This is a genomic window from Mycobacterium terramassiliense (assembly GCF_900157385.1).
Lineage (GTDB): Bacteria > Actinomycetota > Actinomycetes > Mycobacteriales > Mycobacteriaceae > Mycobacterium > Mycobacterium terramassiliense.
The window spans coordinates 2,041,949-2,061,273 of sequence record NZ_LT717701.1 but is presented as its reverse complement, the minus strand read 5'-3'; the positions used below and the strand labels follow the sequence as shown (position 1 = coordinate 2,061,273).

Genomic DNA, 19,325 nt, shown 5'->3' with positions numbered 1-19,325 from the left:
CCAATACCTTTCGACTGATCCTCAGGAATCGAGCTTGGCGCCGAAGCTTTCGGCTTTCTTGGCCAAGTCGTCGAGGCCGCCGATCAGGAAGAAGGCCTGCTCGGGGATGTGGTCGAAGTCGCCCTTCGTCAGCTTGTCGAACGCCTCGATGGTCTCCTTCACCGGCACCGTCGAACCCGGCTGGCCGGTGAACTGTTCGGCAGCCATCATGTTCTGCGACAGGAACCGCTCGATGCGCCGGGCACGCTGCACCAGCTGCTTGTCCTCCTCGGACAACTCGTCGATGCCGAGGATGGCGATGATGTCCTGAAGGTCCTTGTAGCGCTGCAGGATTCGGATGACTTCCTGTGCCACGCGGTAGTGCTCGTCACCGACGACACCGGGGTCCAGGATCGTCGAACTCGACGCCAACGGGTCCACCGCGGGGAAGATGCCCTTGGAGAACACCGAACGCGACAGCTCGGTGGTGGCGTCCAGGTGCGCGAACGTGGTGGCCGGCGCCGGGTCGGTGTAGTCGTCGGCGGGCACGTACACGGCCTGCATGGAGGTAATCGATTTGCCTCGCGTCGAGGTGATGCGCTCCTGCAGCTCGCCCATCTCGTCGGCCAGGGTGGGCTGATAGCCCACCGCCGACGGCATGCGGCCGAGCAGCGTCGACACCTCGGAGCCGGCCTGGGTGAACCGGAAGATGTTGTCGATGAACAACAGCACGTCCTGGCCCGCCTCGTCGCGGAACCACTCGGCCATCGTCAGCGCGGACAGCGCCACCCGCATACGTGTGCCGGGCGGCTCGTCCATCTGACCGAACACCAGCGCGGTGTCCTTGAGCACGTCGGCTTCCTTGAGCTCCACCCACAGGTCGTTGCCCTCGCGGGTGCGCTCGCCCACCCCGGCGAAAACCGAAGTGCCACCGAAGTTTCGGGCGATGCGGTTGATCATCTCCTGGATCAGCACCGTCTTGCCGACACCGGCACCGCCGAACAGGGCGATCTTGCCGCCACGCACGTACGGGGTGAGCAGGTCGACGACCTTGAGGCCGGTCTCGAGCATCTCGGTGCGCGGCTCGAGGTCCTCGAAGGCCGGCGGCTTGCGGTGAATCGACCAGTGGTCGAAGTCCTCGCCGTACCCCGGCTCGTCCAGGCAGTACCCCAGCGCGTTGAAGACGTGGCCCTTGACGGCCTCACCGACCGGCACCGAGATCGATTTGCCGGTGTCGGTGACCTCGACGCCGCGCACCAGACCGTCGGTGGGCTGCATGGAGATCGTGCGCACCAGGTTGTCGCCCAGGTGCTGCGCCACCTCCAGCGTGAGCTTCTTGGCCATCGCCTCGTAGGTGATGTCGGCGTTCAGCGCGTTGAACAGCTCGGGGACCGAGCCGCGCGGGAACTCGACGTCGACGACGGGGCCGGTGACGCGCACCACCCGGCCGCTGGTGTCGGTGTCCGCGGACTTCCCGGTGTCTTTGGTCTTCTGGTCAGTAGCAGTCATTTTTCTTCTTCCTCGTGCGCTACTTAGCGTCGGCGAGCGCGTTTGCGCCGCCGACGATTTCGCTGATCTCCTGGGTGATCTGGGCCTGCCGCTCGCGGTTCGCCATCAGCGTCAGCTCCTTGATCAGGTCGTCCGCGTTGTCCGTTGCCGACTTCATCGCTCGCTGGCGCGACGCCAGCTCCGACGCCGCGGCTTCCAACAGCGCCGCGTAGACGCGGGTGGTCAGGTAACGCGGCAGCAAAGCCTCGAAAAGCGTTGTGGCGTCGGGCTCGAACGAGTACAGGGTGTGCAGCTCGGGTTCTTCCTCGACGTACTCCACCACCAGCGGCGCGATGCGGTGGGCCACCGCGGTTTGCGACATCATCGACTTGAACTCCGAGTAGACGATGTGCAATTCGTCGACGCCTTGGACGTCGTCCGGCTGACCCTCGTCGTCACCCGCGCCCTTCATGAACGTGTCGACCAGGGTCGAGGCGATCTCCGTGGCATTTTCGTACGTCGGCTGCTCGGAGAACCCCGTCCAGGAATCGGTGATGTCCCAGTTGCGGAACTTGAAGTAGTTCAACGCCTTACGGCCGACCGTGTACAGAACCGGCGTCTTTCCCTCCTCCCGCAGCAGGGAGAACAGCTCCTCGGAGCGACGGAACACGCTGGAGTTGTAGGCGCCGCACAGCCCCCGGTCGGAGGACACCACCAGGACGCCCGCCCGCTTCGGGTCCTCCCGCTCGACCAGCAACGGGTGGTCCAGGGCGGCCTCGGCGGACAGGGTGGTGAGCGTCGCGGTGATCTGGAAGGCGTAGGGCCGTGCGGATTCCAGCCGGGTCTGCGCCTTACCGATGCGCGACGTAGCGATCATCTCCTGGGCCTTGGTGATCTTTTTGATCGACCCTGCCGAACGAATCCGCCCGCGCAATTCGCGAAGTGTGGCCGCCATCGTTAGCTACTTCTTGTCCTTCTTGGAGTCCTTGGAGTCCTTGGATTCCTTCTTCGGCTTCTCCTTCTTGACTTGCACCGACTCCTTTTCCAGGTCTTCCTCGTCCATCGCCTCGACGTGCTCGTCGGGCACCACCGATCCGCCGTCGGAGGCCGCGAAGCCCTTCTTGAACTTCTTGATGATCTCGACGAGCTGGTTCTCGCCCTCTTCGGAAAGCTTCTGGCTGTCGCGGATCCCGGCCAGGAACTTCTCCTCGGAGGCGCGCATGTGGTCCAGCAGTTCGGTTTCGAACCGCCTGACATCCTCGACGGGCACGGAGTCCAGGTGGCCGCCGGTGCCCAGGAAGATCGAAACCACCTGCTCCTCGACCGGCATCGGCTGGTACTGCCGTTGTTTGAGCAGTTCGACCAGCCGCTCGCCGCGCTCCAGCTGCGCCTTGGACGTGGCGTCCAAATCGGACGCGAAGGCCGCGAACGATTCCAGCTCGCGGTACTGCGACAGGTCCAGCCGCAACGAGCCCGCCACTTCCTTCATCGCCTTGATCTGCGCGGCGCCCCCGACGCGGGAGACCGAGACACCGACGTTGATGGCGGGCCGGACACCCTGGTTGAACAGGTCGGATTCCAGGAAGCACTGCCCGTCGGTGATCGAGATGACGTTGGTCGGGATGTAGGCCGAGATGTCGTTGGCCTTGGTCTCGATGATCGGCAGTCCCGTGAGCGAGCCGCCACCGAGCTCGTCGGAAAGCTTTGCGCAGCGCTCCAACAGCCGCGAGTGCAGGTAGAAGACGTCGCCCGGGTAGGCCTCGCGGCCCGGGGGGCGGCGCAGCAGCAGCGAGATCGCACGGTAGGCCTCGGCCTGCTTGCTCAGGTCATCGAACACGATCAGCACGTGCTTGCCGTCGTACATCCAGTGCTGGGCGATCGCCGAACCGGTGTACGGCGCAAGCCATTTGAAGCCGGCGGCGTCGGACGCGGGGGCAGCGACGATGGTGGTGTAGTCCATCGCGCCGCCCTCTTCCAGCGCGCGACGGACGGCGGCGATAGTGGTGCCCTTCTGGCCGATGGCCACGTACACGCAGCGCACCTGCTTGCTTTCGTCGCCGGACTCCCAGTTCTGCCGCTGGTTGAGGATGGTGTCGATGCAGACTGCGGTCTTGCCGGTCTTGCGGTCGCCGATGATCAGCTGGCGCTGGCCGCGGCCGATCGGGGTCATGGCGTCGATGGCCTTGATCCCCGTCTGCAGGGGCTCCTTGACGCCTTGACGCTCGACCACCGACGGCGCCTGGAGCTCGAGTGCGCGCCGCACGTCGGTCTCGATGTCCCCGCGCCCGTCGATCGGATGCCCCAGCGGATTGACGACCCGGCCCAGGAACGCGTCGCCGACGGGCACCGAGAGGACCTCGCCGGTGCGCTTGACCTGTTGGCCCTCTTCGATTTTCTCGAAGTCACCCAGGATGACCGCGCCGACGCTGTGCTCGTCCAGGTTGAGGGCGACGCCGAGGACACCGCCCGGGAACTCGAGCAGCTCCTGAGTCATGACGGACGGCAAACCCTCGACGTGCGCGATGCCGTCCCCGGCGTCGACGACGGTGCCGACTTCCTCGCGCGAGGTGTCGGCGGTGAAGGAGCCTACGTACTCCTCGATGGCGCCCTGGATGTCGTCAGCCGAGATTGTCAACTCTGCCATGGCTTTTCGTCTTCCTACTTGATCTTCGTTCGTGGGGTTGTAGCTGATGTGTTCAGTCGGGCAACTGGGCCTCGGCCGCGGCCAGGCGAGAGGAGAGCGTCCCGTCGATCACCTCGTCGGCCACCGCGATCAACAGCCCGCCCAGCACGTCGGGGTCGACCTGCAGCTGCACCGTCACCGGATGGGTGTAGATGCGGCTGAGAACCTCGGTGAGGCGGGCGCGCTGGGCATCGCTGAGGCCGGCCGCGGCGGTGACCTGCGCGACGATCTCGCCGCGGCGGGCCACCGCGACTTCCGCCAAGAACTTCACGGCCACCTCGGCCGGCTCTCCCCTCAGCAGCTCGATCGTCTGGGTCAGCAGCGACAGCGCTACCGGGTTTACCCGCGTGTTCGCGCCCTCAAGCACCTTGCGCAGCAAGCCGATCCGGCCTTCGGCGGGGGAACCGTAATCGCCCAACAGGATGGCAAGTCGCGGCTGCGCGTCAAGAACGCGGGAGACCCGGAACAATTGGTCTTCGACCTCATCGACCTTGTCTTCGCGTTCGGCGACCTCCAGCAGGGCTTGCCGCGAAATGTGTTCGATGGCGTCGACCAAATCCGTGTTGGCCGACCAGCGTTCGGACACCGCCGCCCGCAACACGTCGAGCGCGGCGTCGCCAACCTTGCCGGACACCAGTCGCTCGATGAGCCGGACCCGCGGTGCCGCGTCTTCGGCGGGCACGGTGAGGTAGCGGGTGACCACGATTTCACGGTCCAGCATTGTTGCCACCGCCACCAGCTCGCTGGAGAGGGTGGAAAGCGCTTTGTTGTCGAGGTCCTTGGCGATGGTGCCGAACCGATCCGACACCGCGCGCAGCGCCTCCCGGCTGGCCGAGCGCATCTTCGCCAGCAGCGGGTAGGCGACCTCGGCGGGTGCCGGCGCCATGGCGTCCAGATCGTCCAGGAAACGATCGACGGTGGCCGACTGCTGTTCGGAGTCGGCGACGTAGCTGCGCACCAATTCCCCTGCCTGGCGGACGGATTCGTGTCCAAGCTCCAGGCGGAGTTGACGGGTCAGCTGCGCGCGCAGCAGCTCTGACTGGCGCGCGCCCTGCGCCGTGATGCGGTCGGCCTCCACCGTGGCCTGGGCCTGCAACTGCTCGGTGATGCGTTCGGCGTCCGACTTGGCCTCTTCGACGACCTTTTCCGCCTCTTCCTTGGCGGCCTCGACTGCCTTGCTGTGGGCCGTCGTCGACTCGGTCAACCGCTCGGCGGCCGCGGCCGAGTCGGCCAACTGCTGGCGCACCAGGTCTTGCCGGGCGGTCATCATCCTGCGCACGGGCGGCACGACATACCGCACCACCAGCGCCACGATGACCGCGAACCCGAACAACTGTCCAAGGAAAGTCCACATGTGCCGATTACCGCCCGGACGACTTGGTGGCGGAGGCGGACGCGGCGGCGGGCGCGACGTCGACACCGAGGATTCGGCTGGCCAGGGTCGCCGACATGGATCCCACGTTGGCGCGCAGATCCAGTTCCACGGCGTCCCTTTCCCGTTTCAATTGCTCGGCGGCCAGCTGCAACGTCGACATCACTTCTTGCTCGGCACGGGCGCGCGCGTCGTCGACGACCTTACGGCCCTCGGCGCGGGCGTTGTCGCGGAACGACGACGCCTGCACGCGCGCATCCTTCATGACTTCTTCGTAATCGGCCTGGGCGGCTTCGAACTGCTCGGCCGACTTCTTGTTGTCGGCCTGGGTCTTGGCGACCATGGCGTCGCGCTCGCGCAGCACCTTGAGGATCGGCGGGACCACGAAGGTGCCGATGACGGCAAGCACGATGAGGAAGATGGCCAGCACGAAGAAGAACGTGCCGTTGGGGACAAGGAAGTTGCCGCCCCCCTTGCCTCCCTCTGCTACTGCCTGGCCGGCCGCCAGCACAATGGCGTTCGAGTCACCCATCACAGCGAACTACGTGACGGGGGTTGCGAAGACGAACAACGCCATGAACGCCAGGTTGATGAAGTAGGCCGCCTCGACCAGACCGACGGTGATGAAGAACGGCGTGAACAAACGGCCCTGCGCCTCGGGTTGCCGGGCGATACCCGCAACCAGCGCGTTGCCCGCGACACCGTCACCGATACCGGCTCCGATGGCGCCGCCACCCATGATCAGTCCACCGCCGATGAGGGCACCGGCAGCGATAGTGGGGTCCATGTGTTTCTCCTTATCTAGCGTTATCTTGTGATCGTTTGTGTGCCCGAACGATTCGTGCGCGTTCTAGTCGTGGTGCTCCTCCAGCTCCATGGCCTGGCTGAAGTACAAGATGGTCAGGATCGAGAAGATGAAGGCCTGGATCGCCCCGACGAACAGGTCGAACGATTTCCAGATGGCGTTGGGCAACCACATGATGTAGGCGGGGAAGAGCGCGATCAGCGCCACCAAGATGCCGCCGGCGAAGATGTTGCCAAAAAGTCGGAGCGACAACGAGATCGGCTTCGCCAATTCTTCGACCAGGTTGATCGGCGCCAGGAACGCGACGTGGCCCTTGAGCACCTTGAGCGGATGCCCGATGATGCCGCGGCGCCAGATCCCGGCCACGTGGTAGCAGACGAACACGAAGAGGGCCAGCGCCAACACGTAATTGATGTCCGCTGCGGCCGACTTGAGCAATTCGGTGGTCTGACCGGATTTGTCGGTGTACTGCAGCGGCAGCACCGACAACCAGTTGGAGATCAAGATGAACACGAAGATCGTGACCGCCAGCGGCAGCACGAACGGCGCGATCCGCATCCCGATGGCGCCCTCGATCTGGTCGCGCATCTGAATCGTGAGCGCCTCCCAGAACAATTGGACCCCACTGGGGACGCCGCTCGACGTGATCTTGGCGCGCAGGAAGAAGGCCAGCGCGAGCACGATCACCGCGGCGAGCGCGGTCGACAGGACGGTGTCGGTGTTGACGGTCAGACCGAGCCACTTGGCGGTGGTGTGCTCGCCGACCTCGATCTGGGAACCGGCCAGGAACGTCTCAATCATCGCTGGTGTTGCCTCCGTCGGTGTCTTCCAGGGCCTCACGGGCCGACGCCGGTACCGGTTCGCCCGTGCGCAGCTTCTTCCAGACCGGCAGCGCGGTGGCCACGACCAGCAGCACCTGGAACAGCGCCAGGCCGAACAGCACACCCAACCCCGCGGGCCGGAATACGTAGGCGATGATCAGCCCGACGATGGTGATGATGGCCAGGCGCGACAGCGAATTGACCGCCATCGACCTTTTCAACGGGTGTTCCCGCGCGGTAATCGAATCCACCGAATGCCGTACCAGCAGCGCGTTGAGCAAACCCAGGAACAACCCGATTCCAAAGAACACCCCGACCATGAGATGCCCGAGCAATCCGGCGGCGAGCATCGCGAGCGCGGTGATCCCGACGCTGAGCACAAACAGCCGAACCGGACGGAAAGCAACAGAGGGAAACACCAACGGCGCGTCCTGCGCTGGCGTCGTCACTGCAGCACCTCAATCCCAGGTAGTGAAACGGGGAACCCCCGACCGACCGATCGGTGGCCCGCCGAGCGTATCGCACGTCACAGGGGAATCACCCAAGGGGTAGCTCCCCACGTCGGTCGTGATTCGGCGCGCTCGGAGATGCATCCGAAGGGCCGGCTGGCCGGCAACCCTCAAAGCTTCTTTTTGGGGTTCTACCTGCACCGTACCATACGATCGGCACGCCTACTACCGGCTGTCGTAGGTGCGTTTCGTCAGTCCAAGTCCACGTCTTGGTAGTCGTCGCGGCGGCGCAGCAGCGGGATCGCGGTGGCCACCCCGGCGACCACGATCGCGCCCAGCATGACCGCCCCGGTGTCGCGCGGGTCGAAAAAGATGGTGCTCGCGGCGCCGAACGCGACGATGCCCACCCACAGATAGATGAGCAGGACCACCCGGCGATGCGAATGCCCGATTTGCAGCAACCGGTGATGCAGGTGCATTTTGTCCGGGCTGAATGCGCTGCGGCCCGCGCGGGTGCGGCGCACGATCGCCAGCAGAAGGTCGAGCATCGGCACGAAAATGACGGCCACCACCAGCAGGAACGGTGACAGCAGAGCAAACACGTCGCGGGCGCCGTAGGCGTTCTGCGAGACCGGGCCGGCGGCGGTCGTGGCCGCCGCGGCGATCATCAGGCCGATCAGCATCGAGCCGGAATCGCCCATGAAGATCCTGGCCCGATGGAAGTTGTGCGGCAAGAATCCCAGACAGGCCCCGGCGATCACGACGGAGATGACGGCGGGCGGATAGAACAGCACGTCGCCGCCGTGGTCGCGCAGCAGGCCGACCGAGAACATGCAGATCGCCATCGCCATGATGAGGCCCAGCCCGGCGGCCAGGCCGTCGAGCCCGTCGACGAAGTTCATCGCGTTGACGAACGACACGGTCAGCGCCAGGGTGAGCAGGATCGAGGAGGCCTGGTCCAGCACGATGGTGCCGACCCCGCCGATCGGGATGTACAGGACGCTCCAGGCGACGCCCATCGTGACCAGCACGCTGGCGGCGGTGATCTGGCCGGCGAACTTGGTCAGCGCGTCCAGGCCCCAGCGATCGTCGATCAGGCCGATGCCCACGATCACCGCGGCCGCCACCAGGACGGCGGGCATGCCGGTGGAGTAGACGAATCCGCGGGTAAGGGCCGGGAGTTGCCAAGCCAGGAAGACGGCCGAGACAACGCCGACGAACATCGCCAGGCCGCCCATGCGCGGGGTGGGCGTCACGTGCACGTCGCGTTCCCGCGGGTAGGCGACCGCACCCAAGCGGGTGGCCAGCACCCGCACCGGGCCGGTCGCGAAGTAGGTGATGATGGCCGCGGTCAGGCCAACCAGTGCGAGCTCGCGCAGCGGGACGCCGGTGCCCCGATCGGACAGGGCGAGCAGACCGCCGGCAAGGCTGGACACCAGCGAAACCGTACTGCACCAGCCTGAGACGGGATTGGCCGCGTTGCGCTAGGCGATCAGGCTTCCCGCGTCCGTGCCAAGCACTTCCGCGATCCGCTCGGCGCTCACCGGACCGGCGCGCAGGATGCGCGGCGTGTCACCGGTCAGGTCGACGATCGTGGAGGCGGCCTGCTGCTGGGCCGGGCCCGCGTCGAGATAGACGTCGACCAAATCGCCGAGTTGGCTGCGCGCCTCGTCGGCGTCGACCGCGGGTGGGCGGCCGGAGACGTTCGCGCTGGACACCGCCATGGGCCCGACCTCGCGCAGCAGCTCGATGGCGACCGGGTGCAACGGCATCCGCAGCATCACGGTGCCCCGCGCGTCGCCGAGGTCCCACTGCAACGACGGCGCCTGGCGCACCACCAGGCTCAGCGCCCCGGGCCAGAAGGCGCGGATGAGGTCACGCGCCCCGTCGGGCATCGTGTAGACCAGGCCTTCGATGGTGTGCCAGGAGCCGACCAGCACGCCCACCGGCATGTCGCGGCCGCGCCCCTTCGCCGCGAGCAGCGCCGCCACCGCGGTGCTGTCGAAGGCGTCCGCGCCGATGCCGTACACGGTGTCGGTGGGCAGCACGACGAGTCGGCCGCTTTTCAGGGCGCCCGAGGCCGAGGCGATGCCGAGCGAGCGCTGGTCCGGGTCGGCGCAGTCGAAGACGGAGGTCACGACGGCTCCCCCCGTCGGGCCGTCACGAACCTCGGTCGTCCGGCCAGATCACACCGGGCCTCGATGTCCTCGAAAAGCCCTGTGCCGTCGAGCATTTCGACTGTCCGCGCGGACGTGGTGTCGTCGTGCTCGACGGCGAAGAGGCCACCCGGGCGCAGCCAGCGGCCCGCGAGGCGGATGACCGCGACGATCACCGCCATCCCGTCCGCCCCGCCGAACACCGCGTGCGGCGGATCATGTTGGGCCACTTCGGCTTCCACGGCGCCGCCGTCGGGCACGTAGGGCGGGTTGGCCACCACCAGGTCGACCAGTCCGTCGAGCTCGGTGAGCACTTCGGTGGCGGCGATGTCGGCGCGCACCAGCTCGACGGCAGTGCCCTCGGTGTTGCGCCGCGCGTAGGCCAGGGCCGCGTCGGAGTCATCGATGCCGATGACACGGGCGGCGGGACGGTGGCGGGCCAGGGCCACGGCCAATGCGCCCGAGCCGGTGCACACATCGACGATCACGGGCCGAGCGCCCAGCGCCTGCGCGGTGGCCCACTCCAGCATGGCCTCGGTCTCCGGGCGGGGGATGAACACGCCGGGTCCCACCCGCAGCGTCACCGGTCCGAACGCGGCCGTCCCGGTGAGGTGCTGCAGCGGGACTCGCTGCGAGCGCGCGGCAACGATGTCGCGGTAACGCCCGAAGAATTCGTCGCCGGGCGCGTCGATCAGGGGCAGCCGGCCGCGTTCGGCGCCGACCAGATGGGCGGCCAACTCCTCGGCGTCGTACCGGGCGGAATCGATCCCGGCTTCGGCGAGCTGCTCCGCGGCCGAGTCGATCGCGCGTCGCAACCGAGTCATGGCGCCGCTCCTCATCGCTCCGTCCCCCTCGCCGCTACGCGGCTGGGGGTGCCCCCACCGCATCGTCGCCGACGCGCTCATGCCTGTTGCAGCCGCGATTGCTTGTCGGCGGCGGCGAGCGCGTCGAACAACGGGTCGAGGTCGCCGTCGAGCACCTGATCCAGATTGTGCGCCTTGAAACCGATGCGGTGATCGGTGATGCGGTTCTCCGGGAAGTTGTAGGTGCGGATCCGTTCGCTGCGGTCGACGGTGCGGACCTGGCTGGCCCGATCGGCCGACGCGTCGGCCAGCGCCTTCTCCTCGGCGAGGGCCTGCAGCCGCGCGGCCAGCACCTGCAGGGCGCGCGCCTTGTTCTGCAGCTGGGACCGTTCGTTTTGACACGTGACGACGATTCCCGTGGGCAGGTGGGTGATCCGCACCGCGGAGTCGGTGGTGTTGACGCCCTGTCCACCCTTGCCGGACGAGCGATAGACGTCGATGCGCAGATCCGACTCGTCGATCTGCACCTCGGCGACTTCCTCGGGTTCGGGATAGACGAGCACGCCGGCCGCCGAAGTATGAACGCGCCCTTGGGATTCCGTCACCGGGACCCGTTGCACCCGGTGGACGCCACCCTCGAACTTCATCCGCGACCACACCCCGTCGGCCGTGTCCCCCTTGCTGGCGATGGCCAGCGTCGCGTCCTTGTAACCGCCCAGATCCGAGGTGGTTTCGTCCAGCACCGTGACCGTCCAGCCGTGCCGCTCGGCGTAGCGGATGTACATCCGGGCCAGGTCCGCGGCGAACAAGGCCGATTCCTCGCCGCCCTCACCGGATTTGACCTCCAGCACGATGTCGTCGCCGTCGTGGGGATCGCGCGGTGCAAGCATGTCGGTGAGTTGGGTGTCCAGTTCGGCCACCCGCGTCTCCAGTTCGGTCACCTCGTCGGCGAACGACTCGTCGTCGGCGGCCAGCTCGCGGGCGGCCTGCAGGTCGCCGCGCGCGGCCGCCAGCTTGCGATAGGTGCCGACGATCGGAGCCAACCGGGCGAACCGGCGCCCGGCCTTGCGCGCCTCGTCGGGATTGCTGTGCAGTTCGGGGTCGGCCAGCCGCTGCTCGAGCTGGGCGTGTTCGGCCAGCAGCACGTCGATGGTCTGCACCGGCTGCGTCATCTCACCCCTCCTGCCCCGAACACGAACCGACGCCCGGCCTGTGCAGCGTTGGGCACAGTTCGGGCGTCGGTAAACCAGCTATTTGTCGGTCGACTCGCCGTTGTCGGCTGCGGCCTTGCGCTTGCCGTAGCGCTTCTCGAAGCGGGCCACCCGGCCGCCGCTGTCGAGGATCTTCTGCTTGCCGGTGTAGAAGGGGTGGCACTGCGAGCAGACCTCGACGACGATGTTGCCGCCGGACTTGGTGCTGCGCGTGGTGAAGGTGTTTCCGCACCCGCAGTGCACCGTGGTCTCCCCGTAGGCGGGGTGAATATCAGTTTTCATCGTGTCCTCTGCGATCTTTTGCGCCCCGGCGCGAACTCCTGGGACCTGAACTGGTCCTCGGGGGTAGTCGACCGTCGATTATGCCAGGTCAACCTACATCAGCCCAAACGCGGAGCTGCCCCCACGCATTCCCGGGCGTGGGGGCGGCTCACGATTCGTCGAGACATCAGCCATTGCGACTCCCGCCCGGCGTGTCGTGTGCGTGGGTTATGTGTCGCGGTAGACGCGGCTTTTTGCGCCGTGGGTCCACAGCACGCCGCCGTGGGGGGTGGCGCCGCGCGCGGTCAGCTCGCGCTTGAGGATCTTGTTGGTCGCCGTGGTCGGGAGCCGATCGGTGAGCCAGACGTAGCGGGGCCACGCCTTGGGCGACAGGTCGGGCTGGGCGGCGAGGAACTGGCCGAATTCCTCGGGCGTCAGCCGCGCGTCGTCGGCGAGCACGATCGCCGCCATGATCTGGTCGCCGACGTGTTCGTCGGGCACCGCGTACACCGCGACGTGGCTGACCGGGGCCAACCGCTGCAGTATCCGCTCGATGGGCGCCGTGGTCATGTTCTCGCCGTCGACACGCAGCCAGTCGCCGCTGCGCCCGGCGAAGTAGATCCACCCGTCGGCGTCGCGATAGGCCAGGTCGCCGGACCAGAACATGCCGTGCCGAAGGCGCTCGTCGGTGGCCTCGGGGTCGTTGTAGTAGCCGGCGAACAGGCCCGCGCCGGTGGTGTTGACCAGCTCCCCGATCGCCTCGTCGGCGTTGGTCAGGGCGCCGTCCCCGTCGAAGGCGGCGGGCGGGCACTCGGCCAGCGTGTCCGGGTCGTAGATGGCCACCCCGGGGAAGCCGCGGCCCAGCGACCCGGGTGGGCAGCCCTCCTCGCGGGTGATGATGATCGCCCCCTCGGTGGATCCGAAGCCGTCCCACACAGTGCAGTCGAAGCGCCTGCTGAACTCGGCGATGTCGCGATCGCTCGCCTCGTTGCCGACGGCGACGCGCAGCGGGTTGTCGCGATCATCGGGCCGCTCCGGCGTGGCCAGCACGAAGGCCAGCGGTTTGCCGACGTAGTTCATGAAGGTCGCCCCGTAGTGGCGCAGGTCGGGCAGCAGCCCGGACGCGGAGAACGTCGCGGGGACCATCGCCGCGCCGGCGCCCACCCCCACGCTCCAGCCGGCGAACAGGGCGTTGGCGTGGAACAGCGGCATCGACAGGTAGCAGACGTCGGATGCGTCGAGACCGAAGCGCGCGATCAACGTGGCGCCGGCGAACAGCACGGTCAGGTGGGTGACCTGCACCGCCTTGGGCTCGCCGCTGGTTCCCGAGGTGAACATCATCATGAACGTGTCGGTGGGGGCGACCTCGCGATGGGGGGTCAGCGGCCCGGCGCTCTCCAGCAGCGCCGACCAGGACTCGCCGGACACGTCGAACACCTGCACACCGGGCAGGTCCTGGCCGTCGAGCAGCGCTTTGTGCGCCGGATCGGTCAGCAGGATCTGGCAATGGGCGTGCACGATGTCCCTGGCCAGCGCGGCACCCCGGCGGGTGTCGTTGACGCCGCACAGCACGTAGCCGCCGAGCGCGGCCGACGCCATGGCGGTCAGCATCTCGGGGGTCTTGCCCAGTAGCGCCCCGACGTGCAGTGGACGGCCCGGGTCGGCGGCACGGATGACGGCCGCCGCGGTGGCCGCGGCATCGGCCAGGTACTCACGCCAGGTCCAGACCCGGTCGCCGTACTTCAGCGCCGGCGTGTCCTGGTCTACGCGCTCACGAAGCAGGTGCTGCAGCGTGTCCGCCACAGCTTGCGACGCTAGTCGCTAACTAATCGTTGTCCATCGACCCGGGGGTCGTCTTGGACACCTGGACCAGGAACTCGTAGTTGGTCTTCGTCTTGCGCAGCTGCGACATCAGCAGGTCGATGGCCTGATGCGGGTCCAGACCCGACAGCACGCGACGCAACTTGTGCACGATGCCGAACTCGTCGGGCGACAGCAGCAGCTCGTCCTTGCGGGTGCCGGAGGGGTTCACGTCGACCGCGGGGAAGACCCGGCGTTCGGAGATCTTGCGGTCCAGCTTGAGCTCGGCGTTACCGGTGCCCTTGAACTCCTCGAAGATGACCGTGTCACCGGTGGAGCCGGTCTCGACCATCGCGGTGGCGATGATGGTCAGCGACCCGCCTTCCTCGATGTTGCGGGCGGCGCCCAGGAAGCGCTTGGGCGGATACAGGGCGGTGGAGTCGACACCGCCGGACAGGATCCGGCCCGACGCGGGCGATGCGTTGTTGTACGCGCGGCCCAGGCGGGTGATCGAGTCCAGCAGCACCACGACGTCCTTGCCCTGCTCGACGAGGCGCTTGGCCCGTTCGATCGCCAGCTCGGCAACCGAGGTGTGGTCCGACGGCGGCCGGTCGAAGGTCGAGGCGATGACCTCGCCCTTGACCGAGCGCGTCATGTCGGTGACCTCCTCGGGCCGCTCGTCGACGAGGACGACCATGAGGTGGCATTCCGGGTTGTTCTTGGTGATCGCGTTGGCGATGTCCTGCAGGATCGTCGTCTTGCCCGCCTTGGGCGGCGAGACGATCAGCGCGCGCTGGCCCTTGCCGATCGGCATGATTAGGTCGATGACCCGGGTGGTCAGCCGGTCGGGCGTGGTTTCCAGGCGCAGCCGCTGGTTGGGGTACAACGGCGTCAGCTTGGAGAAATCGGGCCGCTTCTTGGCGTCTTCGACGGAGCCGCCGTTGACGCTGTCCAGGCGCACCAGCGGGTTGAACTTCTGCCGCTGGTTGGGCTGTTCGCCGTCCCGGGGCACCCGAACGGCGCCGGTCACCGCGTCGCCGCGGCGCAGGCCGTTCTTGCGCACCATGTTCATCGAGACGTAGACGTCGTGCGGGCCGGCCAGGTAGCCGGAGGTGCGCACGAACGCGTAATTGTCGAGAACGTCAAGGATTCCGGCGACCGGCTGGACGACGTCGTCCTCGCGCAGTTCGGCGTCGGCGCCATCGCCCGAGCGCTCACCGCGCCGCCTGCGGTCGCGGTCGCGGAACCGGCGTCCCCGCCGGCCCTGACGGCCCTCGCCGTCGTCGTCCTGCTGGTTGGAGCCGCCGCGGGACTGCTGGCCGCCCGAACCCTGGTCGCCGCCGGAGTCTTGTCCCCGCTCGTCGGTCTTGCTGTCCTGTTGGCCCCCGTGGCGCTTGTCGGCGTCGGGATTGGCTCCGCCCTTGCGGGAGCCGGAGTCCTCGCGATCCTGCTCGTCGGGCGTGCGGCCGGGCGATCCCGCGTCGCGGTTGGCATTGCGCCGTTCCCGGCGCGGGGGCGCCTCGGTGGCACCGTTCTGTTCCGCTTGAGCCACGGGCGCGTCGGTCGGCGCTTCGGCGGCGCTGGTGTCGGTCTTGTCGGATTTGCCGCTGTCCTCCGGGGCGGCCGGGGCCGAAGTCCCGTTGGCCTGTCCCCTGATTTCCTTTATCGCGGCGATGAGTTCGTTCTTGCGCATCCCCGACGTCCCCTTGACGCCGACCTGGTTAGCCAGCGCACGCAGCTCGGGCAGCACCATGGTGGACAGGGAGCCGCTCGAGGCGTTGGTTTTGACGTCCGGAGTGTCTGTGGTCACGGCGTCCGGCACCGGATTGCTGTCGGTGCTTTCGCCAGCCGTGAATAGGTCCGTATCAGTCACGGATTTCCTTTCTTCCCCCGCCGAACAGGTCATACGGGGGGTCGTTGCATTCAGCCAAATTGGCGAGTGCGCCCAATCATCGACTCTGCGACGGTGATCGCCCGGGATCAGCGGAGAAGACGGCGAACCTCGTTTACGAGAAGAATTGGTGTTGTCCTAGCGGCAAGGCAGTATGTGTGCAGATGCAGATGCTGCGATTGCTGGACGGGTCCGAGGATAACCTGCATCCCTGTCGGAAGCAAGCAAACCCTCCGGCCACGCTGTGGATTAACCGGCGACGGTGACGCCCGGGCTCCAGCGAACTCCTTCGCCGGCGGTCATCTTCGTCAGGGTAAATCCGTGTGCGGCCCCGTACTCCAGCGCCTCCGAGGGTAACTCCGGTTCCGTGCTCAGTGCGATGAGGGAGGGACCGGCCCCGGAAAGCGTCGCCGCAACGTTATGACGCCGAAGCAGCCGCAAATATTCCGCCGATCCCCGCATCGCGGGGGCGCGTTGCGGTTGGTGCAGCACATCCTCGGTGGCGGGCATCAGCAGGTCGGGCCGTTCGGTGAGGGCGACGACCAGCAAGGCGGCGCGGCTGACGTTGAAACTCGCGTCTTCGTGGCTGACCCGGCCGGGCAACAGCACGCGGGTCTCGGCGGTCAGCGAACGTTCCTCGGGAATCGCGCAGAACAGCCGGATGTCCGGGTGAAGGCGCAGCGACACCGCCGCATACCGGGGCTCGGCGCCCGTGCGGTCCGTCCACGAAACCACCGCGCCCCCCAGCACCGCGGCTGCGGCGTTGTCAGGATGACCCTCGAATTCCGAACACAACTGGATCAGCCGATCGGTGCTCAGCGGTGTCGAATCCGTTTGCGCGACAAGGCCGTTCACCGCCGCCAGGCCCCCGACGACGGCGGCCGCCGAGGAACCGAGACCGCGGGAGTGCGGGATGGCGTTGCGGCAGCGCACCACCAGGCCGGGGGCGGCCGCCCCGGCGGCGCGCAACCCGTGTTGGATGGCGCGCACCACCAGATGTTCGGCGTCGAGCGGAACCTGCCCGGCGCCCTCGCCCTCGACCACCACGACCAAGCCGGAATCCGTTGTCTCCACGACGACTTCGTCGCACAGGCTCAGCGCCAGGCCGATACTGTCAAACCCCGGACCCAGATTGGCGCTGGACGCCGACACCACGGCGCTCGCCACCAGCCCGGCGGGCAGCATCTGGGACTTCATTTCTTACGCGAGACCCAATTGTTCGACGACGAGCGCCGGATCCACCGGCAACGGGGACACGGTCGGCATGTCCTTCAGCGCGGTGTCGGGATCCTTGAGGCCGTTGCCGGTCACCGTGCACACCACCGTCGAGCCGCGCGCCACCCAGCCGTCGTCGACGGCCTTGAGCAGCCCTGCGATGCTGGCCGCGGATGCGGGCTCGACGAAGACGCCCTCGGAGGCGGCCACCAGGTGGTACGCCGCCAGGATCTCCTCGTCGGTGACGGCCAGGAAGCGCCCGTTGGATTGCTGCTGGGCGGCGACGGCGGCCGTCCATGACGCCGGCGCGCCGATGCGAATCGCGGTCGCGATGGTCTCGGGCTGGCTGACCGGTTTGCCGAGCACCAGGGGGGCCGCGCCGGCGGCCTGGGCCCCGAGCATCCGCGGCAGCTTGTCGATCACGCCCTCCTGGTGGTACTCGGTGTAGCCCTTCCAGTACGCGGTGATGTTGCCGGCGTTGCCGACCGGCAGGGCGTGCACGTCGGGCGCGGCGCCCAGCGCATCGACGATCTCGAACGCCGCCGTCTTCTGTCCCTCGATGCGCACGGGGTTGACCGAGTTCACCAGCGCGATGGTCGGAAAGTCGGCGGCCATCTTGCGTGCCAATTCCAGGCAGTCGTCGAAGTTGCCGTCGATCTGGATGATCTTGGCGCCGTGCATCACCGCCTGCGCCAGCTTGCCCATCGCGATCTTGCCCTGCGGGATCAGCACCGCGCAGGTGATCCCGGCGCGCGCGGCGTACGCGGCGGCCGAGGCCGAGGTGTTGCCGGTGGAGGCGCACAACACCGCCCGCTGGCCGCGGGCCAGGGCGTCGGTGACCGCCATCGTCATGCCCCGGTCCTTGAAGGAGCCGGTGGGATTGAGGCCCTCGACCTTGAGATGGACGGTGCAGCCGGTCCTTTCGGAGAGCCGGGTCGCCGCGATCAGCGGGGTACCGCCCTCGAGCAGCGTGACCGGGGTCCAGTTGTCGCCGACCGGCAACCGGTCGCGGTACGCCGCGATCACTCCCGGCCAGGGTTGATGGGTGGCCGTCCGGGGGACGCTCACAGGCCGTTTCCTTCCAATCGCAGCACGCTTGTCACGCTCCGCACAACATCCAAATCGGCGAGCGCATCGACGGTTTCGGAAAGGGCGGCGTCGGTGGCGGTGTGCGTGACCACCACGACGCGGGCTCCCACCCGCCGGCCGTCCTCGTCCACCATGCCTTCCTGGCGAACCTCGGCGATGCTCACCTCGCGCTTGGCGAATTCCGCCGCCACCGAGGACAACACGCCCGGCTCGTCGGCGACGTTCATGCTGACGTAGTAGCGGGTCGAGATGAGACCCATTGGGGCGATGGGGAGTTGGGCATACCTCGACTCCTTAGGGCCGCGGCTGCCCAGGACCCGGTTGCGCGCGGCCATCACCAGGTCGCCGGTGACCGCCGAGGCGGTCGGCGCGCCGCCGGCCCCCTGGCCGTAGAACATCAGCCGCCCCGAGGCCGCGGCCTCAACCACCACCGCGTTGAACGCGCCGTTGACCGTGGCCAACGGATGCGACAGCGGCACCAGCGCGGGGTAGACGCGCGCCGAAACCCGTTGCTGGCCATCGTCGCCGGTGATCCGCTCACAGATGGACAGCAGCTTGATGGTGCACCCGAGGGATCGCGCGGACGCGAAGTCGGCCGGGGTGATCTTGGTGATGCCCTCGCGGTAGACGTCGTCGGCGTGCACCCGGGTGTGAAAGGCGATGGACGCCAGAATCGCGGCCTTGGCGGCGGCGTCGTAGCCTTCGACGTCGGCGGTGGGGTCGGCCTCGGCGTAGCCCAGCGCGCCGGCGTCGGCCAGGGCGCTGTCGTAGTCGGCGCCGGTACTGTCCATCGCGGACAGGATGTAGTTGGTGGTGCCGTTGACGATGCCGGCCACCCGCAGCACCGTGTCGCCGGCCAGCGATTGGGTCAGCGGGCGGATCACCGGAATCGCACCCGCGACCGCCGCCTCGAAATACAGGTCGACGTGGGCGTTTTCGGCCGCCTGCGCCAGCTCCCCGGTGGAGGTGGACAGCAACGCCTTGTTGGCGGTGACGACGGACTTGCCGTGCTCCAGCGCGGACAGGATCGCCTTGCGGGCCGGCTCCACCGGTCCCATCACCTCGACCACGATGTCAACGTCCTCGCGGCAGACCAACTCTTCGATGTTGTCGGTCAGGAGGCCGACCGGAACCCCGCGGTCGGCCGCGACGCGACGCACCCCGATCCCGCGCAGCACCAACGGCGCGCCGACGCGGGCGGCCAGATCCTCGGCGCTGCCCTCGATGATGCGAACGACTTCGCTGCCGACGTTGCCCAACCCGAGTACCGCTACACCGACGGCCTTTTCGTCACCGGGCACG

General features: G+C 67.7%; 18 protein-coding genes. All 18 read right to left on the bottom strand.

The annotated features are described in order from the left end of the window. Positions 1-21: 21 nt before the first annotated feature. A complete protein-coding gene (gene atpD / locus MTAB308_RS24495; RefSeq protein ID WP_077102932.1) occupies positions 22-1,488 on the bottom strand; it encodes a F0F1 ATP synthase subunit beta in 1,467 nt (488 codons plus the stop codon). Between the two features lie 19 nt (positions 1,489-1,507). After that, positions 1,508-2,422: a F0F1 ATP synthase subunit gamma gene (locus tag MTAB308_RS24490; RefSeq protein ID WP_077102930.1), complete on the bottom strand. Its 915-nt coding sequence runs from the start codon at positions 2,420-2,422 to the stop codon at positions 1,508-1,510. A 6-nt stretch (positions 2,423-2,428) separates the two neighbouring features. Continuing rightward, complete coding sequence (gene atpA / locus MTAB308_RS24485; RefSeq protein ID WP_077102928.1) at positions 2,429-4,111, bottom strand: F0F1 ATP synthase subunit alpha; 1,683 nt, start codon at positions 4,109-4,111, stop codon at positions 2,429-2,431. Positions 4,112-4,163: 52 nt separating this feature from the next. Beyond that, complete coding sequence (locus MTAB308_RS24480; RefSeq protein ID WP_077102926.1) at positions 4,164-5,504, bottom strand: F0F1 ATP synthase subunit B/delta; 1,341 nt, start codon at positions 5,502-5,504, stop codon at positions 4,164-4,166. 7 nt (positions 5,505-5,511) lie between these two features. Next, on the bottom strand, positions 5,512-6,054 hold the full coding sequence (locus tag MTAB308_RS24475) for a F0F1 ATP synthase subunit B (RefSeq protein ID WP_077102924.1): 543 nt from the start codon (positions 6,052-6,054) through the stop codon (positions 5,512-5,514). A 9-nt stretch (positions 6,055-6,063) separates the two neighbouring features. Next, the gene (locus MTAB308_RS24470; protein ID WP_067113102.1) at positions 6,064-6,309 is read right to left on the bottom strand and encodes a F0F1 ATP synthase subunit C; all 246 of its coding nucleotides are present in this window, start codon (positions 6,307-6,309) and stop codon (positions 6,064-6,066) included. A gap of 63 nt (positions 6,310-6,372) precedes the next feature. Further along, positions 6,373-7,128 (bottom strand): F0F1 ATP synthase subunit A, encoded by a 756-nt coding sequence (gene atpB / locus MTAB308_RS24465; RefSeq protein ID WP_077102922.1) that lies wholly within the window; start codon positions 7,126-7,128, stop codon positions 6,373-6,375. After that, positions 7,121-7,597, bottom strand: a complete 477-nt coding sequence (locus tag MTAB308_RS24460) for an ATP synthase subunit I (RefSeq protein ID WP_077102920.1) — start codon at positions 7,595-7,597, stop codon at positions 7,121-7,123. The genes atpB and MTAB308_RS24460 overlap by 8 nt, the downstream gene beginning before the upstream one ends. Before the next feature lie 251 nt (positions 7,598-7,848). Beyond that, positions 7,849-9,036, bottom strand: coding sequence for a glycosyltransferase family 4 protein (locus tag MTAB308_RS24455; protein WP_216823707.1), 1,188 nt, complete (start codon positions 9,034-9,036; stop codon positions 7,849-7,851). Between the two features lie 45 nt (positions 9,037-9,081). Further along, on the bottom strand, positions 9,082-9,735 hold the full coding sequence (locus MTAB308_RS24450; RefSeq protein ID WP_077102916.1) for an L-threonylcarbamoyladenylate synthase: 654 nt from the start codon (positions 9,733-9,735) through the stop codon (positions 9,082-9,084). Further along, entirely contained in the window at positions 9,732-10,592 is an 861-nt protein-coding gene (gene prmC, locus MTAB308_RS24445; RefSeq protein ID WP_077102914.1) for a peptide chain release factor N(5)-glutamine methyltransferase, read from the bottom strand. Before prmC ends, MTAB308_RS24450 begins: the two co-directional genes overlap by 4 nt. 62 nt (positions 10,593-10,654) lie before the next feature. After that, positions 10,655-11,728 carry a peptide chain release factor 1 gene (prfA, locus tag MTAB308_RS24440; RefSeq protein ID WP_077102911.1) on the bottom strand — a complete coding sequence of 358 codons (1,074 nt, stop codon included), beginning with the start codon at positions 11,726-11,728 and terminating at the stop codon, positions 10,655-10,657. Between the two features lie 78 nt (positions 11,729-11,806). Then, a complete protein-coding gene (gene rpmE / locus MTAB308_RS24435) occupies positions 11,807-12,049 on the bottom strand; it encodes a 50S ribosomal protein L31 (RefSeq protein WP_077102909.1) in 243 nt (80 codons plus the stop codon). A gap of 207 nt (positions 12,050-12,256) precedes the next feature. After that, entirely contained in the window at positions 12,257-13,831 is a 1,575-nt protein-coding gene (fadD1, locus tag MTAB308_RS24430) for a fatty-acid--CoA ligase FadD1 (protein ID WP_077102907.1), read from the bottom strand. Between the two features lie 22 nt (positions 13,832-13,853). Then, on the bottom strand, positions 13,854-15,701 hold the full coding sequence (rho, locus tag MTAB308_RS24425; protein ID WP_077102905.1) for a transcription termination factor Rho: 1,848 nt from the start codon (positions 15,699-15,701) through the stop codon (positions 13,854-13,856). A gap of 267 nt (positions 15,702-15,968) precedes the next feature. Beyond that, complete coding sequence (gene thrB / locus MTAB308_RS24415; protein WP_077102903.1) at positions 15,969-16,916, bottom strand: homoserine kinase; 948 nt, start codon at positions 16,914-16,916, stop codon at positions 15,969-15,971. Positions 16,917-16,919: 3 nt separating this feature from the next. Then, entirely contained in the window at positions 16,920-18,002 is a 1,083-nt protein-coding gene (gene thrC, locus MTAB308_RS24410) for a threonine synthase (RefSeq protein WP_077102902.1), read from the bottom strand. Then, on the bottom strand, positions 17,999-19,324 hold the full coding sequence (locus MTAB308_RS24405) for a homoserine dehydrogenase (RefSeq protein WP_077102899.1): 1,326 nt from the start codon (positions 19,322-19,324) through the stop codon (positions 17,999-18,001). The genes thrC and MTAB308_RS24405 overlap by 4 nt, the downstream gene beginning before the upstream one ends. Position 19,325: the final 1 nt, after the last annotated feature.

Excerpts from the sequence above, each read along its gene's own strand:
- MTAB308_RS24470 (WP_067113102.1), bottom strand. The coding sequence starts at position 6,309 with ATGGACCCCACTATCGCTGCCGGTGCCCTCATCGGCGGTGGACTGATC.
- prmC (WP_077102914.1), bottom strand. The coding sequence starts at position 10,592 with ATGAGGAGCGGCGCCATGACTCGGTTGCGACGCGCGATCGACTCGGCC.
- atpB (WP_077102922.1), bottom strand. The coding sequence starts at position 7,128 with ATGATTGAGACGTTCCTGGCCGGTTCCCAGATCGAGGTCGGCGAGCAC.
- MTAB308_RS24475 (WP_077102924.1), bottom strand. The coding sequence starts at position 6,054 with ATGGGTGACTCGAACGCCATTGTGCTGGCGGCCGGCCAGGCAGTAGCA.
- MTAB308_RS24490 (WP_077102930.1), bottom strand. The coding sequence starts at position 2,422 with ATGGCGGCCACACTTCGCGAATTGCGCGGGCGGATTCGTTCGGCAGGG.
- thrB (WP_077102903.1), bottom strand. The coding sequence starts at position 16,916 with ATGAAGTCCCAGATGCTGCCCGCCGGGCTGGTGGCGAGCGCCGTGGTG.
- prfA (WP_077102911.1), bottom strand. The coding sequence starts at position 11,728 with ATGACGCAGCCGGTGCAGACCATCGACGTGCTGCTGGCCGAACACGCC.
- MTAB308_RS24480 (WP_077102926.1), bottom strand. The coding sequence starts at position 5,504 with ATGTGGACTTTCCTTGGACAGTTGTTCGGGTTCGCGGTCATCGTGGCG.
- rpmE (WP_077102909.1), bottom strand. The coding sequence starts at position 12,049 with ATGAAAACTGATATTCACCCCGCCTACGGGGAGACCACGGTGCACTGC.
- atpA (WP_077102928.1), bottom strand. The coding sequence starts at position 4,111 with ATGGCAGAGTTGACAATCTCGGCTGACGACATCCAGGGCGCCATCGAG.
- atpD (WP_077102932.1), bottom strand. The coding sequence starts at position 1,488 with ATGACTGCTACTGACCAGAAGACCAAAGACACCGGGAAGTCCGCGGAC.